Source organism: Candidatus Eremiobacterota bacterium (assembly GCA_031082125.1).
Lineage (GTDB): Bacteria > Vulcanimicrobiota > CADAWZ01 > CADAWZ01 > Ess09-12 > Ess09-12.
In genome coordinates, this window is the sequence record JAVHLM010000008.1 from 79,899 (window position 1) to 98,296 (window position 18,398).

The 18,398-nt window shown below is 58.1% G+C and carries 14 protein-coding genes; 5 read left to right on the top strand and 9 right to left on the bottom strand.

All coding sequences use genetic code 11. The features are described from left to right. Positions 1-57: 57 nt before the first annotated feature. Together RDV48_10995 and RDV48_11000 are read left to right on the top strand one after the other, a co-directional pair. On the top strand, positions 58-918 hold the full coding sequence (locus tag RDV48_10995; protein MDQ7823312.1) for a response regulator: 861 nt from the start codon (positions 58-60) through the stop codon (positions 916-918). Then, positions 908-1,585 (top strand): transaldolase family protein, encoded by a 678-nt coding sequence (locus tag RDV48_11000; protein ID MDQ7823313.1) that lies wholly within the window; start codon positions 908-910, stop codon positions 1,583-1,585. Before RDV48_10995 ends, RDV48_11000 begins: the two co-directional genes overlap by 11 nt. 11 nt (positions 1,586-1,596) lie before the next feature. Here the strand turns inward: RDV48_11000 and RDV48_11005 are convergent, their stop codons facing one another. Then, complete coding sequence (locus RDV48_11005; GenBank protein ID MDQ7823314.1) at positions 1,597-2,841, bottom strand: adenosine deaminase family protein; 1,245 nt, start codon at positions 2,839-2,841, stop codon at positions 1,597-1,599. A 194-nt stretch (positions 2,842-3,035) separates the two neighbouring features. On the opposite strand from RDV48_11005, the gene RDV48_11010 reads away from it, so the two are divergent. Continuing rightward, positions 3,036-3,836 carry a hypothetical protein gene (locus RDV48_11010; GenBank protein ID MDQ7823315.1) on the top strand — a complete coding sequence of 267 codons (801 nt, stop codon included), beginning with the start codon at positions 3,036-3,038 and terminating at the stop codon, positions 3,834-3,836. On the opposite strand, the gene RDV48_11015 is transcribed toward RDV48_11010, so the two are convergent. From RDV48_11015 to RDV48_11050, 8 genes are all read right to left on the bottom strand, one after another. After that, positions 3,799-5,394: a radical SAM protein gene (locus RDV48_11015; GenBank protein ID MDQ7823316.1), complete on the bottom strand. Its 1,596-nt coding sequence runs from the start codon at positions 5,392-5,394 to the stop codon at positions 3,799-3,801. The two genes, RDV48_11010 and RDV48_11015, sit on opposite strands and share 38 nt — an antisense overlap. Then, positions 5,384-6,694 (bottom strand): hypothetical protein, encoded by a 1,311-nt coding sequence (locus RDV48_11020; protein ID MDQ7823317.1) that lies wholly within the window; start codon positions 6,692-6,694, stop codon positions 5,384-5,386. The genes RDV48_11015 and RDV48_11020 overlap by 11 nt, the downstream gene beginning before the upstream one ends. Positions 6,695-6,700: 6 nt before the next feature. Next, complete coding sequence (gene secA / locus RDV48_11025; protein MDQ7823318.1) at positions 6,701-9,502, bottom strand: preprotein translocase subunit SecA; 2,802 nt, start codon at positions 9,500-9,502, stop codon at positions 6,701-6,703. Positions 9,503-9,639: 137 nt separating this feature from the next. After that, positions 9,640-11,319, bottom strand: a complete 1,680-nt coding sequence (locus RDV48_11030) for a serine/threonine-protein kinase (GenBank protein ID MDQ7823319.1) — start codon at positions 11,317-11,319, stop codon at positions 9,640-9,642. A gap of 22 nt (positions 11,320-11,341) precedes the next feature. Next, positions 11,342-12,952, bottom strand: coding sequence for a serine/threonine-protein kinase (locus tag RDV48_11035; protein MDQ7823320.1), 1,611 nt, complete (start codon positions 12,950-12,952; stop codon positions 11,342-11,344). A gap of 17 nt (positions 12,953-12,969) precedes the next feature. Then, entirely contained in the window at positions 12,970-14,709 is a 1,740-nt protein-coding gene (locus RDV48_11040) for a peptidase (protein MDQ7823321.1), read from the bottom strand. Between the two features lie 17 nt (positions 14,710-14,726). Continuing rightward, entirely contained in the window at positions 14,727-15,461 is a 735-nt protein-coding gene (locus RDV48_11045) for a metallophosphatase (protein ID MDQ7823322.1), read from the bottom strand. Between the two features lie 44 nt (positions 15,462-15,505). Further along, positions 15,506-17,047 carry an amidohydrolase gene (locus RDV48_11050; GenBank protein ID MDQ7823323.1) on the bottom strand — a complete coding sequence of 514 codons (1,542 nt, stop codon included), beginning with the start codon at positions 17,045-17,047 and terminating at the stop codon, positions 15,506-15,508. Positions 17,048-17,235: 188 nt separating this feature from the next. Here RDV48_11050 and RDV48_11055 point away from each other — a divergent pair, with 188 nt between their 5' ends. Together RDV48_11055 and RDV48_11060 are read left to right on the top strand one after the other, a co-directional pair. After that, the gene (locus RDV48_11055) at positions 17,236-17,439 is read left to right on the top strand and encodes a hypothetical protein (GenBank protein MDQ7823324.1); all 204 of its coding nucleotides are present in this window, start codon (positions 17,236-17,238) and stop codon (positions 17,437-17,439) included. Positions 17,440-17,510: 71 nt separating this feature from the next. Continuing rightward, positions 17,511-18,395 (top strand): hypothetical protein, encoded by an 885-nt coding sequence (locus tag RDV48_11060; protein ID MDQ7823325.1) that lies wholly within the window; start codon positions 17,511-17,513, stop codon positions 18,393-18,395. Positions 18,396-18,398 lie beyond the last annotated feature (3 nt).

An 18,398-nucleotide genomic window follows, 5' to 3' on the forward strand; every position in this document is an offset into this window, starting at 1 on the left:
GAAAGGTGGGCCCCGGGACTGGCGACACCGCAAGTCACCACACAGAGGAGAAATGCCATGTCAGAGACTATGCCTTCTGTCCTTCTTATCACCCATGACTCCGAGACGGTGGAGTCGATAACCGATATGCTCATGGAGGTGATGAAGGTCACCTCCATGGGACTGTTTGACGATGCCCTCCAGCACCTCAGGAGCGAGCCATGTGATGTCATAATAATGGACTTCCTCCTTCCTGGCATATCAGGGGTGCCGGCCCTGGAAAAGCTGAGGGAAGCCTGCCCCCGGCATCCGGTGGTGATCCTCATGGAGAGCGACCAGAATGAGACAGCCCTCGCAGCTCTCAAGGCAGGTGCCCGGGACTTCTGCATCAAGAAAAACCTCACAGGCGTCCTCTTAAGGCATGTGATAAAGCGCGTCACCCTCCTGCAGAGCCTCAGCAGGGAGCATGAAGAGACCATAGAAAAAGAAGCCCGGGAGCATGAGCTCCAGGGGCTTGAGCGCCTTTCCTCGCTGCACCACAGATGCATCGCCTCCAGGGTCTTGGGGATTGCCGATCTCTCCGAGGCCCTCCCGGGGCCCTTCGAAGAGCTGGTGAACGAATACGAGGCCTCGGTGCGGCTTGCCATGGACGAGCGCTTCTACAGGCTCGATCACAACGTTGCCTCCAAGCTCAGGGAGCTCGGTGACTGCCTGGGGATGTACAGAGCGGGCCCCCGGGACGTCATGGACATCCACATCCATGCGATGAGTAAAATCATCAGGGAGTCAACGACGCAGCAGAAATTCCAGACCTGCATTGACGAGGGGAGAGTGGCCCTGGCGAGGCTCATGGGGTACCTCACGCTCTTCTACAGGAACATGTCCCTTTACCTGAACCCTCCCTCGCCCTGTGGCCGCGGAAAAACCGATGGACGGTGAAGAGGCCATGATGCTCTGCATAGACTCAGCCGACTTCGAGGAGCTGCGCACCTCTGCGGCAATGCCCTTCATTGCCGGAGCCACTACCAACCCCGCCCTCATCGGGAAAGCCCTGGGGAAGGAAAAGGTCACTATTGAGGAGCTCCTGGCCTTTCTTGAAAAGGTCCGCTCCCTCGTGAATGGCCATCTTTTTGTGCAGACCCTGGCAGACGATGCAGCAGGAATCATAAAGGAAGCGCGGCATATCCATGAGGCACTGAAAGCCCGTTGCATCATCAAGATCCCTGCGACAGAAGAAGGGCTGAGGGCCCTCGGCATGCTTGAAACTGATGGCATCGCCACGGCGGCGACTGCCGTCCATACAAGCACGCAGGCATACCTTGCCCTCCTGGGAGGCACCCGGTATGTAATCCCTTATTATTCCAGGATGGAGACCCAGGGGCACCAGGGGCTCGAGAGAATAGGGGACCTTCTGTCACTCACGGCGGGCACCAGGGGAGAGCTCCTTGTAGCCTCGGTGAAAAATGCCGCCGATGTTCACCACCTGCTCATGGCAGGCGTGCGGTGCCTCACCCTCCCTCTCGCGGTGATAAGGGAGATGTGCCAGTCACCTTTTACGGAAAAAGCGGTAAGGGATTTCAGCGCGAAGCTCTCATTGATCACCTAGGGAGCAGGGTATCAGAGCCTGCTGTTGACGAGGTTTATCTCCTTCACAATCTCCCTGTGGAGAATGCCCTTGAGGGCCGGCGGCAGGAACATGGCATCGATGGCGTAGACAATCATATTTTCCACATCGCGGAGAGAGCACCCCATATCCTTTATGGCTTTCAGGTACTCCTTGTTCAGATCGGTGTCGCACACGGCGGGATCGTCGGTATTGATGGTGGCCTTGCCGCCCATGTCATAGAACTTCTTGAGGGGATGGCCGGCAAGGGAGGAGACTGCGCCGGTCTGCACGTTGCTCGTGGGGCACATCTCAAGGGGAATCCCCTTTTCCACGATCTCCCGCGTGAGCTCCGGGTCTTCAAAAACCCTCACGCCATGGCCGATGCGCTCAGCCTGGCACTCGTGGAGCGCCACCCTGACGCTCTCGGCACCCCGGGCCTCTCCGGCATGGAGGGTGCGGTGGATGCCTTCCTGTGCCGATTCGGCAAAGACAGGGGCATAGGGATCGGCGGGAAACTTGGATTCATCACAGGCCAGGTCGAGGCTGGTGAACTTCCCGAAGCCTGACGGAGCGGAGAGGCCGCCCGAGGACTCCTTCTCCCACTGAAGGGCGCCCTTCTTTACATACTCTTCGGTAAGATCCTCCATCATTTTCGCGTTGATGACGCCGCCATGGCGCGGGATTACAGAGGTGAGGCTCACCACTATTCCTGTTTCCTTCTCACCTTCACGCACCCCTTCAATGACGGCATCCATGACCTCCCGCAGATCAAGGCCTGCCGGGGCCGCCATGATCTCGGGCGAGAAGCGGAGCTCCATGGCCTTGATGTTCTCCTCCTTCGCATCAAGCACGCACTGCCTGCTTATATCCTTTACCGCCTCGGGCGTCACAAAGAGCTGGCTTATGATGTCAAATTTCTTAAGAAAGTCAGTGAGGGTCTTGTCCTTGTCGGTGACGCAGACATAGGGCTTGAGGGTCTCCGCCGTGTGGGCAGGGAGGGGAATCCCGTATTTCCCGGCCACCCTGAGGATGGTCTGGGGCCTTATGGCGCCGTCGAGATGGCGGTGTATATCCACCTTGGGAAGCCGTGCTATGGCCTTTTCGAGAAGAGCTTCATCGGCCTCGACCCGGGCGCACCTTTCACCTGAAAGCTCAATTCTGTCAGATTCCCGGCAGGGATCCTCATGATGCGCCTTGCCCTGTGAAGAGGCGACGGGATGATAGCCCTGGCCGCCTGCGGTGCCAATTCTGTCCATAAAGAAACCTCCTGCCGCTTTCTGCCATTTTCAACTATACCATGAAGCAGGGGCACCCCTCAAGGGGGCAAAAGTAAAAGAAATGTAAATTTCCCGTCAAGGAGCCTCATGATGCAGGGCGGCAGAAAAGTGCCACCCGCCGGCGGGAAGGAACCGGCACGGGTAAGGGTGAAATACTGTGAGGGAGGTGGGATATGGAACCAAAAGAACCTATGCAGGATCAACCCGGGGGCAGTGAAAGCCCCGGTGATTCGCCGGTGGCCCCGGCAGCACCTGAAACCCCGGCAGCGAAAGAAGTCCCGGCAGCACCAAAGGCCACGGCGGACCCATCGGCCGCCATCAAAGATCACAGGGCTATTGATGCCTATGAAGCTCTCGCCAGGAAGAGAAAGAAAAAAAGCCTCATGCTCGCCATTGCGGGCTTCGCCATCGTCGTCATCGGCACAGTGATCCTTTTCACGCTCAGCCAGAGCCTCCAGGACAGGCTCATGTACCACTACGATTTCGATAAATCGGTCTCGGGGTGGGTGCCCATGGGGTCTCCCCTCGGCACCGTCACCCGCGTGCCGGGTCCCCCGAGGGATGGAAAGGCTTCAGGGTGCCTCTGCTATGCCTACCGCGCCACGCCGGGGGGCTTCACCGGTATCGTGAGATTTGTTCCCACCCTGAAATATCTGTCAAAGATTGAATTCTGGTGCTACTCGGAACACGAGGCGGAGCTTACCGTGGGCCTCGAGGAGGATGACGGCTCATCGTATCTCTACGTCTTCAGCTTGAAGCCCGGCGAATGGAAGCAGATATCCGCCCTGCCCGAATCCTTCGTGCTGAACCGCTCCTCAAAGGATGAAAACGGGATGCTCGATATCGATCAGCTCTCTCCCAAGGTCCTTTTCGCCGACGTGAGCGGCCTCAAGGGTATGCAGTTCGAGAGCCGCTTTTACCTTGATGACCTGGTGATTACCCGCAGGAAGGACAATGCCCCGCGGAGCCTGTGAGCGACGCCTTTCTTACCGGAAGATGCACACCTTGTGCTTCCCGGCGCGGAAAAAGCTGCGCGGCAAGATCGTCCATCATCCATGCGATCAAGGTTTTGCAGTGGCTGCAGAAAGCCTCGTCAAGAGCATAGATGTCGCCATGCTTGACGGCCGCCTCGTCGGCACAGCCGCCGCCGCATATGCCGAGCCCCACGCAGTCCCGGCACTGCTCCATCAAAAGCGGCGTCCTTCTTGCCCAGCATCCTGTAAGCTCGCCATGGAGAATGCGGCTGCCGATGTCTTTCTCGCTCACGTGGCCCCAGAGAAAGCGGTGATCATCGGCAGCTATCTGGCAGGGGCCGAGGAAGCCGTCGGCGCAGAGGGCAATCTGGCCTCCGTAACCGCCGCAGTCGTGGACCCAGGGCTCCTCGTTGACAAAGGACTTCACTTTGCGCATGATACGGTCTTCATAGATGCCGAAGCGCCTTAAAACCTTGAAGGCCCTGATTATCTCCTCTGTCACCTCCGAAGCCGGCACTTCCAGGTCATTGCCGGGAGGAAGGCCCTTGAGAATGTTGAAGCCCAGGCCCCGGCACTCAAGGCGTGTGGCGAAATACTCGGCTATCTCCTCGGCGTCCCTGTAGTTATGGGGCCCAAGGGTGCATGAGATGCCGCAGCGGCCAAGGTGCTTCACGATGAGCCTGTACCCCCTCACTGCGTCCTCCCACGATCCTCTCCCGTCGCGGTAAACTCTCATGGCATCGTGATGGCGCGCCATGCCGTCAAGGGAGACCGAGACGTTTACGGAAAAGCGCTTCAGCTCCCTGGCCAGGTCCTCATCAATAAGGGTGCCGTTGCTCACTATCGAGACCTCGACAGGCCGGTCCTGAAAGGCTCCCTGGCGCTCCCTCTCTCTTATGTAGGCAAGTGAAGCCAGAAAAGTCTCCCTGTTGAGAAAGGGCTCGCCGCCGTAGTATATGACTTTCGGCTCCAGAACGCCTGCAGGGAGAAGGCCGGCAAAGAGGTCAATCCCGGCACGGGCAGTGGCAGGATCCATGAAGCTGAACGGGAATGAGGTGGGCTTCCTCTGCTTGCTCTCCACCGAGCAGTAACGGCACCTCAGGTTGCAGTCGTTGGTGGAGAGAAGATACATGAGGCTTATGGCGGGTGAGAGAAAGCGGGGATTGTGCCTCCAGGCGGCAAGGAGATCACTCTCCCTCCCCCCGGCAGGCACAAGGAAGCCATTCTCGATAAGAAGACCCGCCGTCCCGAAGGGATCGGAGCTTTCGGCGCTCCTGAGCAGGGTGAGGTATTCTCCCAGCATCCGGGGCCGATGAGGAGGGGAAAGACAGGCCGCAAGCTGCCTGTCGCCATAGAGCTTCCTGAGGGTAAGGGAGTGATAGAGTGCATGATAGCCTTTGCCCTTGAAAAGAAAGGCAAAGGGAGAGGGCTCTAAAAGAGCCTCTTCCAGAACGGCGCCCCTGAGGCTCTCCTCTCCGTAAGCCCAGGGCGCCCGCCCCAGCAGATCGCGGCACTCCTGATATCCGGCAAGGGTGAATTCAGCGCTGTCAAAGGCCATCGGCATTTCCTCCCCTGGAATCCCCCGCCAGGATTCTTTCCATGACGGCCTCGACGAGGCCTTCCAGGAAATCGCACTGGAAAGTGCCCTTCCCCGGGGCCTTTTCACCGGGACCGGCGAGGCAGAGGCCGCCGCATATCCCCAGGGCGGGGCAGCGCCGGCACTCGCTGTGTTCGAGAGGAAGGGGAGGCAGGAAAGGAGGATCGCTCATGAAGGGGCACCTCGAGACCTCCCCGCCGGGGGCGAAAGAGAGCTGCCCCCCGTAAAGAGCGCAGGAGGCGGCGATGGGGAGACCCGCAACAAGGGCATGGAGCCTCCTGCCAAGGCTGATTTCACGGATCCCCCTCTCCCTGAGCCACTCAAAGCACTGAAGATAAAGGGAGGCCAGGGCCCTTCCTCTTCCGGGGCTCCCCTTCATTCTCACGCGCACTGCCTCTCCGCCCTGCCGGGCCCACTCAGCAATAAAGCCCCGGAAAGGAGAGATGCCTTTCTCGTCAATCGTTATAACGGGAATAACGGTAATGCTGCATTTCCTGAGGCCCATGAAGTTCTGCTGCCTCAGCGCCGGCCCCGGCATCTCAACAAAGACATCTGCCTCATGGAAGCCGTAAAGAGGCATCACGGGAAGCGAAGAGGCGAGCGAAGCCTCTGAAAGAAGGGCGATAAGCCTTAATCCCTTCTCCCTGAAAGCGGCGAGACAGGCCCGGTCCCTGGTGCCGGGCACAGGGAGCGGGCCTTGGGCGGACGATATGATGAGGGCCTGCAGTGAATCGATCTTCACTGCGGCCTCAAGAGTCTCTGTAAAAAGTGAGGCGCTCACAGGGGCAGTTCCGCGGCCAGGGGAGATGCCGCAGAGGTCACAGCAGCAGAGTGGGCCGCCGGCATCGATATAAAGGGCCTGGAGGGCCCGGGGGCTTGGAGGCTCCCCTGGAGGCCTTCCCCCGCCGGGGGATCCATCTTCCTTGATAACAAGAAAGGAGGCACCTGCAAGGATCTCTATAAGCTCCTGGGGATCACCGAAAGGCGCCAGGGCTGTTGAGAGGCCAAGGAAATCGTGAGCCTCCGTGGAAAGGCTCCCGAAAAAGGCTTCCAGCCCCTCTTTCCCCCTGATCTTCACAAGGGTGCGGCCGTTGAGGAGAAGGGCCTCCCTGCCCCGCCGGTAACAATGCACCCAGGGAGCCATAGTCACCTTCGCCCCGCCGGTGAAAAAGGGCTTCCATAGCGAAAAAAGGGCGTCATTTCTCCTGGAAATGCTGCCAAGGATTCTCCCGCGAAGGTCCTTTGAGGGCGCTCGTACCATGGGGGGTTATTTTCTCAACTGAAAAAGTCTCGGAGGAATATGGAAAAGGGACCGCACCGTCTCGGTGGCCACACCGTCCTTCATCTCTTCGAACAGGGTGTGGGCCTCTTTAAAGTAAGCGAGGTCGGGATCCTCCTGGCCGTAGCCGCGGAGCCATATTCCCTCGCGGAGGTCGCGGAGGGCGGTCTGCTGGGTGATCCAGCCCTCGTCGAGGATTGAGAGGAAGACATCCTTCAGAACGGCACTCATCGCCTCCCTGCCGAACTGCTCCTCGCGACGGTGGTAAAGCTCAAGGGCCTTGTCAGTGCAGTGCTTCGTGAGGTCCTGGGCCTTGGTGAACTGGCGGCCGTCAAGGGCGCTCCCCTGGATATCCAGCAGGAATGCCACGTCTTTGTCAATGGCGGCCTGAGTCCCGGCGGTGACCTTGCCCGCCCCTTCCTGGTGCTTCTCTACTATGAACTCTATGGCCCGTGCCATCATGTCCTTGACGGTGGTGCCCAGGTCGCTCCCTCCAATGACGGCGTCCCGGTCTTCGTACACGACCTCGCGCTGCCTGTTCAGCACGCCGTCGTAACGCATCAGGTTCTTCCTTATGTCAAGGTTCCTCTCCTCGCAGCGCTTCTGGGCTACCTCGACGGCCTTTGCGGCAAAACCGTTCTTTATGGGCTCGCCATTCGGGAAGCCCAGCTTCTCCGCCAGGCGCTTCACCTTGTCGCCGCCGAAAAGGCGCATCAGCTCATCTTCCAGCGAGACATAGAACTGCGAGACGCCGGGATCGCCCTGGCGTCCGGCCCTTCCCCTGAGCTGATCGTCAACCCTCCGGTCCTCGTGGCGCTCTGAGCCGATTACGGCAAGCCCTCCCAGGCCTTTCACCTGCTCCTTGGCCTCGTCACAGACCCCTTTGAACTTTGCAAGCGCGTCGGCATAGGAGATCTTTCCTCCCCTGCTCTCTTCCAGCGCCAGCTTTTCAGGGTCGCCGCCTAGCCTGATGTCAACGCCCCGGCCCGCCATGTTGGTGGCCACCGTGACCATGCCGGGCCTTCCGGCCTGGGCGATGATGGCCGCCTCGTCGGTATGGTTTTTGGCATTGAGGACCTGGTGGGGTATCCCCCGCTCCTTTAATAAAGCCGAGAGAAGCTCCGACCTCTCGATGGACCTTGTGCCTATGAGGACCGGCTGGCCCCTGCGGTGGAGCGACACGATATTATCGGCAATGGCATTGAATTTCTCGCGCTCAGTCTTATAGATGAGGTCCGGCAGGTCCTGCCTTGCGACAGGCTTGTGGGTGGGGATGACGACGACGTTTTTCCCGAATACCTCTCCAAATTCCTGGCTCGCCGTCTGGGCCGTGCCGGTCATGCCCGCAAGCCTGCCGTAGAGCTTGAAATAATTCTGGTAGGTGATCATCGCGAGGGTCTCTGTTCCGGGCCTCACGGGAACGCCCTCCCTGGCCTCGATTGCCTCGTGGAGGCCTTCGCTGTAGCGCCTTCCCGGCTGGAGCCTGCCGGTGAACTCGTCAACGATGACGACCTCGCCGTTCTTCACCACGTAGTCAACATTATTGCGGTAGAGAGCTTTGGCAGTCACGGCATTCCTCACGAAGGAGACCATGTGGAGATTGTCTTCGCCGTAAAGGTTGTCCACGCCGAGCATCTTCTCCACATGGGCCGTGCCGGCCTCGGTGAGAACCGTCGAGTGGTTTTTCCTGTCAACAGCGTAGTCCTTCCCCTCGGCAAGGTAGCGGGCCATCTCGGAAAAGAGCTCGTAGGGAGGCTGCTCCCCGCCGCTCTGCCTCGAGATGATGAGGGGCGTGCGGGCCTCGTCGATGAGTATGCTGTCCACCTCATCGACAAGGGCAAAGACTTCCTTGAGATCTCTTCCCACCCTTGTCTCCCTGTCGTGGGTGAGGTTGTCCCTCAGGTACTGGAAGCCGAACTCGTCATTGGTGCCGTAAGTGACATCTGCCCTGTTCGCCGCTATGCGCTCCTCTGTCGTCATATCCTGTTTTATGACGCCGACGGAGATCCCCATGAACTGGAGGGCTTTGCCCATCCATTCGGCATCTCGCGAGGCAAGGTACTCGTTGGCCGTCACCACGTGAACTCCTTTGCCCGCAATGGCATTGAGGTACACCGGCAGGGTCTCCATGAGGGTCTTGCCTTCGCCTGTCTTCTGCTCCACGATGGCTCCCTCGTAGCACGCCACGCCTGCCATCACCTGCTCGTCAAAGGGGCGCATGTTCAGAACTCTTTTATCGGCTTCGCGCATCACGGCATAGGCTTCGGGCATGATCTCGCCAAGAGCCTCTTCCCGGGTCTTCCCCGCCGCTTCGAGCGCGGCGATGCGCGCCTTGAACTCGCCGGTCTTTGCCTGGAGCTCCCTGTCGGAAAGTGAGGCCACCTGGGGCTCAAGGGCATTGATCGACGCGGTAATATCTCTGTAGTAAGAAATGCCATGGGCGCCGGTGAGATATTCCATTACCCGGTGAACCGCTGAGCTCACCGCGGATTCGACCCTTGATACAAGGGAGGGCTCCTCCAGGGTGGCAATAGCCGTGGGAGGAGGAGGCGCCGCCTTGGCGGGGGGAGAGGGAGGAGCATGCACAGGGGCTTTATCCTCTGCGGCTTTCCTGTTGCGGACGCGGTGGGGCTTCTCTCCTGCCGGCTGCGGTGAAGCAGGCGTAAAGCTGTCGCCTGCCCCCCGGGGGGAAGGCTCATCGCCGCCCGTTGCGGATGGCTTAGAAGCGCCGTCCCTCAGCGGGGTGATTCCGCCTGTGCCCTGGCTCCCTGGTATCCTGTCAATCTGCATGGTGCTCCACCTGAAAAGGATCGAAGCCTTTGCTCCCTCAACGGCGAGAAGGCCGCAAAGCCTCTATTCTGCCACTTTTATTCTAGCACAGGCTTTCTCCCGGGCCTATTAAAAAAATGTTAAAAGTTCCCCATCCTTCATTGAGCCTTGCCTTTCTTCTTCGCATGGGGCGCGGGAAGGGGAGGGGCCACGAGGAATCCCTTGGTGTACTGCCACCGGTAATGGACTTCCTCCATGGCGATGACGGCCCTGGGGCCTTTCCACGGCTCCGCCTTGCGGTATTTCAGCAGGGGGATCAAGTCTGAGATCTTCCATACCATCATGCATTTTATCACTGAATCATCACTGTTCACGTTGAACCTGATTTCTTTTCCACCGTCTATCAACGCTCCCGGAGGATCTGAGCTGAAAGCCGCAAGACGGCAGGGAATCTCCATGAATTCGCCGGTTCCCTTGAGATAACTGTCATTGACGGGCATGGCCAGAAAGCACCTCACCTTGTGAACCCAGGCTCCCGAGGAGACCGGGCTGTGGTAATGGGCCCTGAAGCACCAGAACACTTCAATGGTGCCGCCGGGGGGTATTCTCTCTGCCGAAAGGGTCACATAAGGCGCACCAGGAACAAGGTCACCGGCGGAAGACTCTGTAAAATAGAGAAAGGTATCTCTGTAAGGAACTCCGCTGTCTCCAAAGTGGAGGCTGAAGCTTCCCCAGGGGGGATACTTGAGCGTGGGAAGGAATGAGACCCGTGTGGCCCTGGGTACCTGCTTTTCCCAGTCCTTGGGAACCTGAGGCATCCTGCCGCTGAATTCTGCCGGTGCGGGAGTCGTGTATATCACTCTCGGCACACCGGAAGCTCCACGGGGAGAATTGCCGTGCTCCTCATTTACTGCCAGGAGTTTGATCAGCACTACCAGAATCACCACAATAACCTGTACCATTTTCAAGAAAAAATCAAAATAAGTGGGGGCAGTGCATGGAGGAAGCGGATTTGCAGCGGGGGCAGGGAGCGGGTTGAGCCTCTCTTCCTCTTTGCAAAGAGCAGCCTTCATTTCCTTCACCGACTGGAACCTCTCGGCGGGATTCATCGCAAGGGCTCTCATTACAAGGGCCGACAGGGTACTGTGAGCATCGGGGCGGAGGTCGCTCACCGGGGCAAACTGGAAGGGATGGTCCTGGGGGTTCACTCCCGTAAGAAGATGATGGAGCGTGGCGCCAAGGGAATAGATATCAGATCTCTCGTCGCTCTGAGCTTTTCCATAAGTTTCGGGGGCGGCGTAGCCGGGAGTGCCGAGAAGCGACGTGTCAAGGGGCTTCCCTTCCTTGAAATAGCGGGCAATGGAAAAATCTACAAGCTTGAGAGCTCCCTCCTTTGAGAGCATCATGTTGGCAGGCTTGAGGTCGCGGAATATGATTCCATTTTTATGGAGCACCTCGAGAACCTCGCAGATGACAAGGCCCCAGGCGAGAACTTCCTTGAGGGAGGGGAGATGCTGTTCCGCACGCTCTTCAAGGGTGATCCCTTCAATAAACTCTTCAATGATGTAGCACTGGCCACCAAGGGTGAAGTAATCTGCCACGGCGGGGATATTGGGGTGCCTGATCGTCGTGAGGATGGCGATCTCCTTGAGGAAGTGATTGTAGGCCTCCTGCTCCGTTGACTGTATTTCAGAGGGCTCCCTCGTGACCTTCATGGCCCACTGCCTGTCTGCTACAAGGCTGTCCACAAGGTACACCCTGTTCATGCCTCCCTCGCCTATGAGGCGGACCACCTTGTACTTATTCTCAACAACCGTTCCTGCAGCAAGCTCCGGCATAGTGACCCTGCCAGTCCTTCCTCTAATTTTTCATTATCATGAAGCCTTTGGTGAAAACCAGGCTCTCATGCTTGTCGGTGAGCCACAGCAGGGCCCTGGGGCCGAGCCAGGGATAGTCATGGTCATAGGTAAGCTCAGGTACACTCTCCGCGGGCCGCCACTTGATAAGGCCCTCGACGGGCGTGCCTTTGCTTGACACCTTAAAATTGAACTCCCCATCGTGGCCCGACCAGCGGGTAAGAGTGGTGATGGAGCTCTCCCCATACTCTCCCGGCAGCTCCGTGAAAGAGCCGGCGCTGGTCAGATAGGTCACATCCTGGGGCATCACGAAGCATACTTTCATATGATAGCTGCCAGGCTTATTTATGACACAGGAAAACTCTGCCTCCTGGTCGCCGCCGGGCTCAAGAGACTGGAAGGCAAGCTTGAGCGAAGGCTTCACATCGAATGAAGGCGAGGCGTTGAAAGTATTCTTATAGATGGTGAGGAACCTGCTGCGGGGAACCCTGTATGATGAACCCGTGGCTATCGTGAGAATACCGGGCATACCCGAAGCCATGCCATACCCTGCGCCCGGTGAGGGCTCCTGAGCAGCGTAGTAACGGACCACCCTGGCGCTCGCCGCCGGTGAGGGTGGCGGGGTGCTCTCAGTGTTTATTTTACACGAAGACATGTGGGAAACAAGCCACCACACTCCTATTATGAGAGTTATCACGATCTGGAGAACTGCTTCTATCGTAGTGCACCCGATCCCCGTAGACTGCACAGTCCCTGCCAGGCCCGCGGGAGGCGAGGGGAAAGACGGCTGCAGCGGAGGCGCCATGGGAGCGATGAGCTTGGGGAGCACCTTCTGCAGCTCCTTTTTCATCTCATCGACTGAGCTGTAGCGGTCGGAAGGCCGCGCGCTGAGAGCCTTCATGATTATCTGCTCAAACCTTGGATTCACGCCGCTGCGCAATTTCTCTATGGGCTCGAACCTGAGAGGATTGTCCTGGGGGTCAGCGCCGGTAATGAGGTTGTGGAGCGTGGCGCCCAGAGAGTATATGTCAGAGCGGGGATCGCTCTGCGAGGTGCCGTATGTCTCGGGGGCGGCGTATCCTGGTGTCCCCAGCAGTGTCGTGTCCCTGGCCTGGCCGTCCTTGTAAGTGCGGGCAATGTCAAAATCAATAAGCTTCACCTCTTCCGAGGGGGAGAGCACTATGTTCGCCGGCTTGAGATCGCGGAATATTATCTTTTCCTTGTGGAGGGCCTGGAGGGCATTGCAGAGCAGGATGCCCCACTCGCAGACCTGACGCTCGCTGGGGAGGTTGTGCTCGAGGTACTTGTCGAGGGAGGTGCCCTCGAGAAACTCCTCGACAATGACATACTGATCGCCGAGGGAAAAATAATCCTCGATGCGGGGAATGCAGGGGTGCCTCGTGGACATGAGGATCGAGACTTCCTTCAGAAAGGAGTTGTAAGCCTCTGCATAATGGGCGCCAAGCTCACTGCGGGGTTTTGTCACTTTCATGGCGAAAACCCGGCCCCCCTTGAGGGTCTCCACCATGTACACCGTGTTCATGCCGCCTTCACCGAGAATGCGGCGCACGCGGTATTTTTCCTCTATCTCGTCACCGGCCCCGAAAACTGCCATATGCCAGAGACTCCTTGCTAAGAGGCCCCGTACTCAAAGAGGGGCTCGATATCAACAGGGACCTCGTAAAGCCTGCTGAAGGTCTCCATAAGGTGGGAGGGGCAAGCCCCGTACTTCCTGAGGAACTGCCCGCTCCCCTCATAATCGCCCCTGGCCTGGATCTCCAGAAGCTCACGGGCCAGGGAGCGGTTCGCCTCGGCAAACCTGCTGAAGTTTATCCTGTATGTCCCCGTGAGGCTGTCGTACGAGAAAGCCCCCTTTTCCATCATCCAGTTGAGCTGCACAAGGGAGCCCCTGCCGTGGGACTCCTCGATGCCGAAGCGCACCGAGCGGAAGATGCCGGCAAGGTAGGAGACGCAGAGACTCTTGAAGTCATCGCGGCTGATCACCCCCTTGTCCATAAGGAACAGCTGGTTATAGACCGAGAGGGCGTCGGCCTTGCACTCCTCGATGCTTGAGTAGTTCTCCTTGAGGCAGACCCTTGTGTCCTTCCTGGTGCCGTCGGGGAGGGCAATGAGTCCGGGACCGAGGCCATGGGAGAGCTCGTGAAATACGGTGTCCCTGAAATAGGCCTCAAAGGTCACGAAGGGAAGCTGCTCCTTCATAATCACCTTCTGGGCGATAGGATAGGTGCTCCCCCTGAACTTACCCTCCATGATGTTCTTGAGCATCACCTTCTTGCAGCCTTTTTCCTTCCTCACGCGCTCGTCGTTGGGAAGGGCAAAGGCCGCCGTGTGGATGCCCGAGCGGGCGTCTCCCGCCGAGTAAATGAGGTGCACGATCCTTATGGGCGAAGAAAAATCCTTATCCAGGTTCTTGTCGGCCCCGGGAAGGGGCAGGTTGGCCTCCATGTCCCTCAAGTGGCTCGTGTATTGCTCAAACTTCTTCGCCTCGCCGGGTAGGTTCAGGAACACGTAAGCCTCAAAGGAGGCCTTGTAGTTGAAAAGCTTGTCTTCATAGACCTCGTAGGGGCCGATCACCAGGTCCAGCAGGCTTCCCTCTATGGACATCCAGGCGAGATCGCTCTCGAAATAATCATTGGTCCTTAAGGCCCTGGCCCTCTTTGCAAGGAAATCCCTGAGGGTTCCGTTCTCAGTTATCCGCGAGGCCTCCTCAAGAGCCCGCGCCGTCGGCTCAAGCAGGTCGGCATATTCCTGGGAATAGGGAACGGCCGCAAGGTCCTTCCCCTTTCTCCTGATGACGGTGAAATCGCTCGTGAAAGCCTCCCTGTCCTCGGGATGAAGGGTGAGCCAGCTCTCAAGCTCCTCCTTGGTCATGTCGGCAGGGTAGAAATTGGCGCCGAGAGGGCGCTCCCTGTTCCCGAAAAAGGGATGGAACTCATTGAGCCTGTCAAAAGGGCCGAAATTAAAAAGAAAATATTTGTAGGTAAGGCGGTCAAGAGGATCGGCCGATTTCTCGAGGATCTTCTTTATCTCCTCGTTCCTGGCGGAGACCTGCCTCAGGAAGATGCGGTCAACATAGCGCGAGGCTTCTACGAGGTGCTCAAGGACATGGCGGTCTTTCCCGGAGAGGAGGGTCTTGTCATAGGTGATGGCCACCGGGTAGAGCTTGGAGAACTGCCCTTTCAGGTAAGCCGTCTTTTCAATGCGGGACCAGTAGAGGGGGCCAAGCGACGGGGGGAGCCCCAGCAGATCCTTCTCGGCCTTTTTGGCCTGGAGGCCCGCCGTATCCGCCATGGCCCATGGGGACAGGAGCAGGAGCAGGAATAATGCCGCAAAGAGCGTGGTTCTTTTCATCGTAATTCCTCTTTCAGTTATTCTTTCCCCTTCAGCGTGACGGCCGTTCCCACGGCAAGCTCAAGGCTCCCGAGAAACTCGCCGTAGGCGCCGCCATGGGTGATAAGTACATTCCCGACGCGCTCAGGCTTATCAAGCCTGTCATGGGAATGGCCGCCTATGATCACATCCAGGGCAGGGAAAGCCCCCGCGAGCTCCCTGTCTTTTTCAAGTCCCAGGTGGGAAAGGAGGATCACCAGGTGGGGCTTCTCAGGGGCTATCTTTTTCAGTGTCCCTGCAAGTGCCTCCTCGGGAGAGGTCATCGCCATGTGGCGCTCGGGAAGCTTCACCGGGGGGCTCACTCCTAAAAGTGCCACTTTGAGCCCTCCCGATGTTTTCATGGCAAAGGGCGCAATCCCCGGAGGGAGCTCACCGGAAATGTTGGCGCAGAGAAAGGGAAATCCCGCTGCGGCGAGGAGCTTTTTGAGGCCCCTTATGCCCCAGGAGAGATCGGCCTCTCCAAGGGCCACGGCATCATAACGGAGATAAGCCATCACCTCCGCCATGGGCATGCCATGGTTCTGGTCGCAGAGGGGGCTTCCCCTGCTCCAGTCGCCCGAGTCCAGAAGCAGGACCTCTCCCCTCTTTGCGCGGTATTCCTTGACAAGAGTAGCTATATATTTCATTTTCTCCACGTTCCCGTGCAGATCGCCGGTGTAAAGGATCCCCAGGGGGGTGCCCGACCCTATCCCTATCTCCAGTTCTTCCGCCATGACTCCTCCTTCTCTTCGGGGCGACTCAAGGGTCCCCCATGGAATTACCTGATGTTCTTCGCTCCAGGGGTATCTGCCCCTTCAAAAAGACATTCCCCCCCCACGAAGGTCTTCAAAATCCTTATTCTCCCAAGCTCTCCCCCAGGCGTCTGCAAAGGGTTCATTGAGAGTACCGTGAAATCAGCGGCCATCCCCTCGGCAAGCCTTCCCGGGGAGCCTTCCCCGCGGGAGAGGAATGCCGCATTCCCGGTGTAAAGCTCCAGGCCCTCACTCACCGTGAGCCTCGATGGCTTCGTGGGATGGGTTGCCGCCGCTTCAATGCCGAGGAAAGGATCCAGAGGGGTCACATCGCTGTCGGACCCTCCCCCCATGACAATGCCTGCCTCCTGGAGCTCTCTCAGGGGGTTCGTCCTTCTCATCCTGCGGAGACCGAGGCGCCGGTGATACATCTTTCCCTCGCCGCCCCACAGAGACTCAAAGGCAGGCTGCACCCCAAGGGCTATGCCCAGCTTTGCTATCCTCTCAATATCAGACACTGAAGGGAGCTCGCAATGCTCAATCCTGTGGCGGTGATCTGCCGCAGGGTGCCGTGCAAGCGCTCTTTCGTATGCATCGACTGCCTGGCGGATAGCCCTGTCGCCGATGGCATGGAGGGATATTTGAAGGCCTTCGCTGTGTGCTCTCTCAACGAAAGAAAAAAGCGCCCCGTCGTCAAAGTAAAGAATCCCCGCCGTATCGGCCCTGTCCTGATAAGGCTCCGAGAGGGCCGCAGTCCAGGAGCCGAAAGATCCATCCACCAGGAGGCATCCGCCGATCCTTGGGAGGCCCCTCTCTTTCACCCAACGGATGTCCGTTATCTGCGGATAAAGGACCACACGGGGCCCCAGAGGAAGGCCTCCCTCAATGAAAAACTCAAGGTCCTCAGTGGTAAAAAGGCTTCCCCCCTCAAGGGCGTGGACAGTCGTCACTCCCCTTGAAAGAGCGAGCGCCGCGGCTTTCATGCAAGCCTCGCGCCTCTCGCGGTCGCCTGTGCTCTTTGAGAGAACCTGGCGGATCCAGTCATTGGCCTTCCCGGCAAAAATCCCCTCACTCACCGCATGCGACGCTATGGCCTCCGGCAACGAAAGGCTCTTAAGGGCCGCGGTGTTGACGACACATGAATGGTAATCTCTTCTGAAAATCACCAGGGGTCTTGTGGCCTCGGCCTTATCCAGGTCATGCCTTGTGGGCCTCCTCCCCTCACTGAAGAGCGACTCGTCAAAACCGAAGCCCTTCTTCCACTCCGCCGTCTCACCCTCTTCCTCTCTCAGGATTGTTATCATCTCATCGATGCTTTTTGCCGCCACCAGGGAGACCATTGTCATATGGAGGCCTGTGTGAAGAAAATGGGTGTGGGTGTCAATAAAGCCCGGCACAATGAAGGCTCCCGCCATATCAATGACCTCACAGGTTCCGCCGGAGAGGGCGTCAATGTCGGAGGTTTTTGCAAGAGCCCTTATCTTCCCCCCTTCGATGAGCATGGCATCGCAGCCCTGGTGCTCCTGGCCGACAAAACGGGCATTCTTGACAACGGCGGCAGTGCTCATTGGAACCTTTCAATGCCTCCCCTGATCCTCTCTCCTTTCTTACACCACCTGAAGGGTTACTCCTCTTTTCAGGGCAAATCAAATAAGAAGGGAAAAACCGCTCTCTGTGGAATGAACACTACTGACGGTGCCGGAATTGCCCGGTAAGACCGGTAAAACAAGCCGGACCATGAGGTGACACCTTGTACGTGCATACCTTGGACAATCTTTTCGAGCACAAGTGCCAGGTCAAGGATATGAAGCTCTCGGGCTTTAATCCTGAAACGCTGAATTACTACTGCAAGGAGTGCGGGGGAAAGCTCATCCTCAAGCGCACGAAGCCGGCAGACGAATTCATCAACAAACACGCGTCGCTGAAACTCTCCAAAAGACTTCTCGAGCTCTGCTCTTAGGATCATTCACGCCCCGCATGGAGAGCCTTGCCCCCCGGACCACAGGGGGATTAGTAAGCCTGGAGGTAGCTATGATAAGGAGACACTCTGAATTTATCACTCTTATGGCTGCATTTCTGCTGGTGCTGTGCCTTGCAGGCAGCGCTGCAGGGGCGGAAAAGCAGCAGTTCAAGGTGGACCTCAATGACACCGTAGTACTGCAGTCAACGAACGGGAGCAGGCTCCAGTGCTATTTCTTCACTCCCATAGGGAAAGAGAGGCCCCTCCCGGTCTTGATCATAGTACCGCCCGGAGGGCAGGAAGCGCGGACCATGTTCCCTTATGCACAGTATTTCGCCGGCGCCGGCATGGGCGTCTTCTGCTTTGATCCCCAGGGAAGGGGAAAGAGTGAAGGCACGGAGGATTACAATGGGCCCTGCCACCAGGACGACGTGACGACGGTGATAAAGTACCTCAGGAGCCTCCAGGGCGAGGTTGACAAGAGAAATATCGGTATCATCTCCTTCTATGACGGGACCACCATGGCTCTGGGGTCGCTTTTCAAGAACCCCACCCTGGACGTGAAATACCTCATCGACCTTGAGGGGCCCGGCACAAGAGACGACTGCACGAAAATGCGGTGCCCCGTACCCAAGGGCGTGGTGCTTGACGACTTCTTCTGGAAGGAGCGAGAGGGGATCCGCTACATAGAGAGGATATTCTGCCGCTACCTGAGGCTCCAGTGCAAGACGGACCATGCGATGAACGAAGACAAGGCTTATGCAATCGCAATGTACAACAAGGCCCTCAAGGGAAAATCACCATGGGCCCGCTGTAATTTCAACGGCACATACCAGGAGATGGATCCCTCTTTCCAGGGCAAATACCAGTGGCTTCGCTCAGCCGACAAGGACACCCTGAACCGCTTTGTGCAGGAGATGGGCCAGATGGAGCCCCTCCCGGAGTCGATCAAGTAGGGA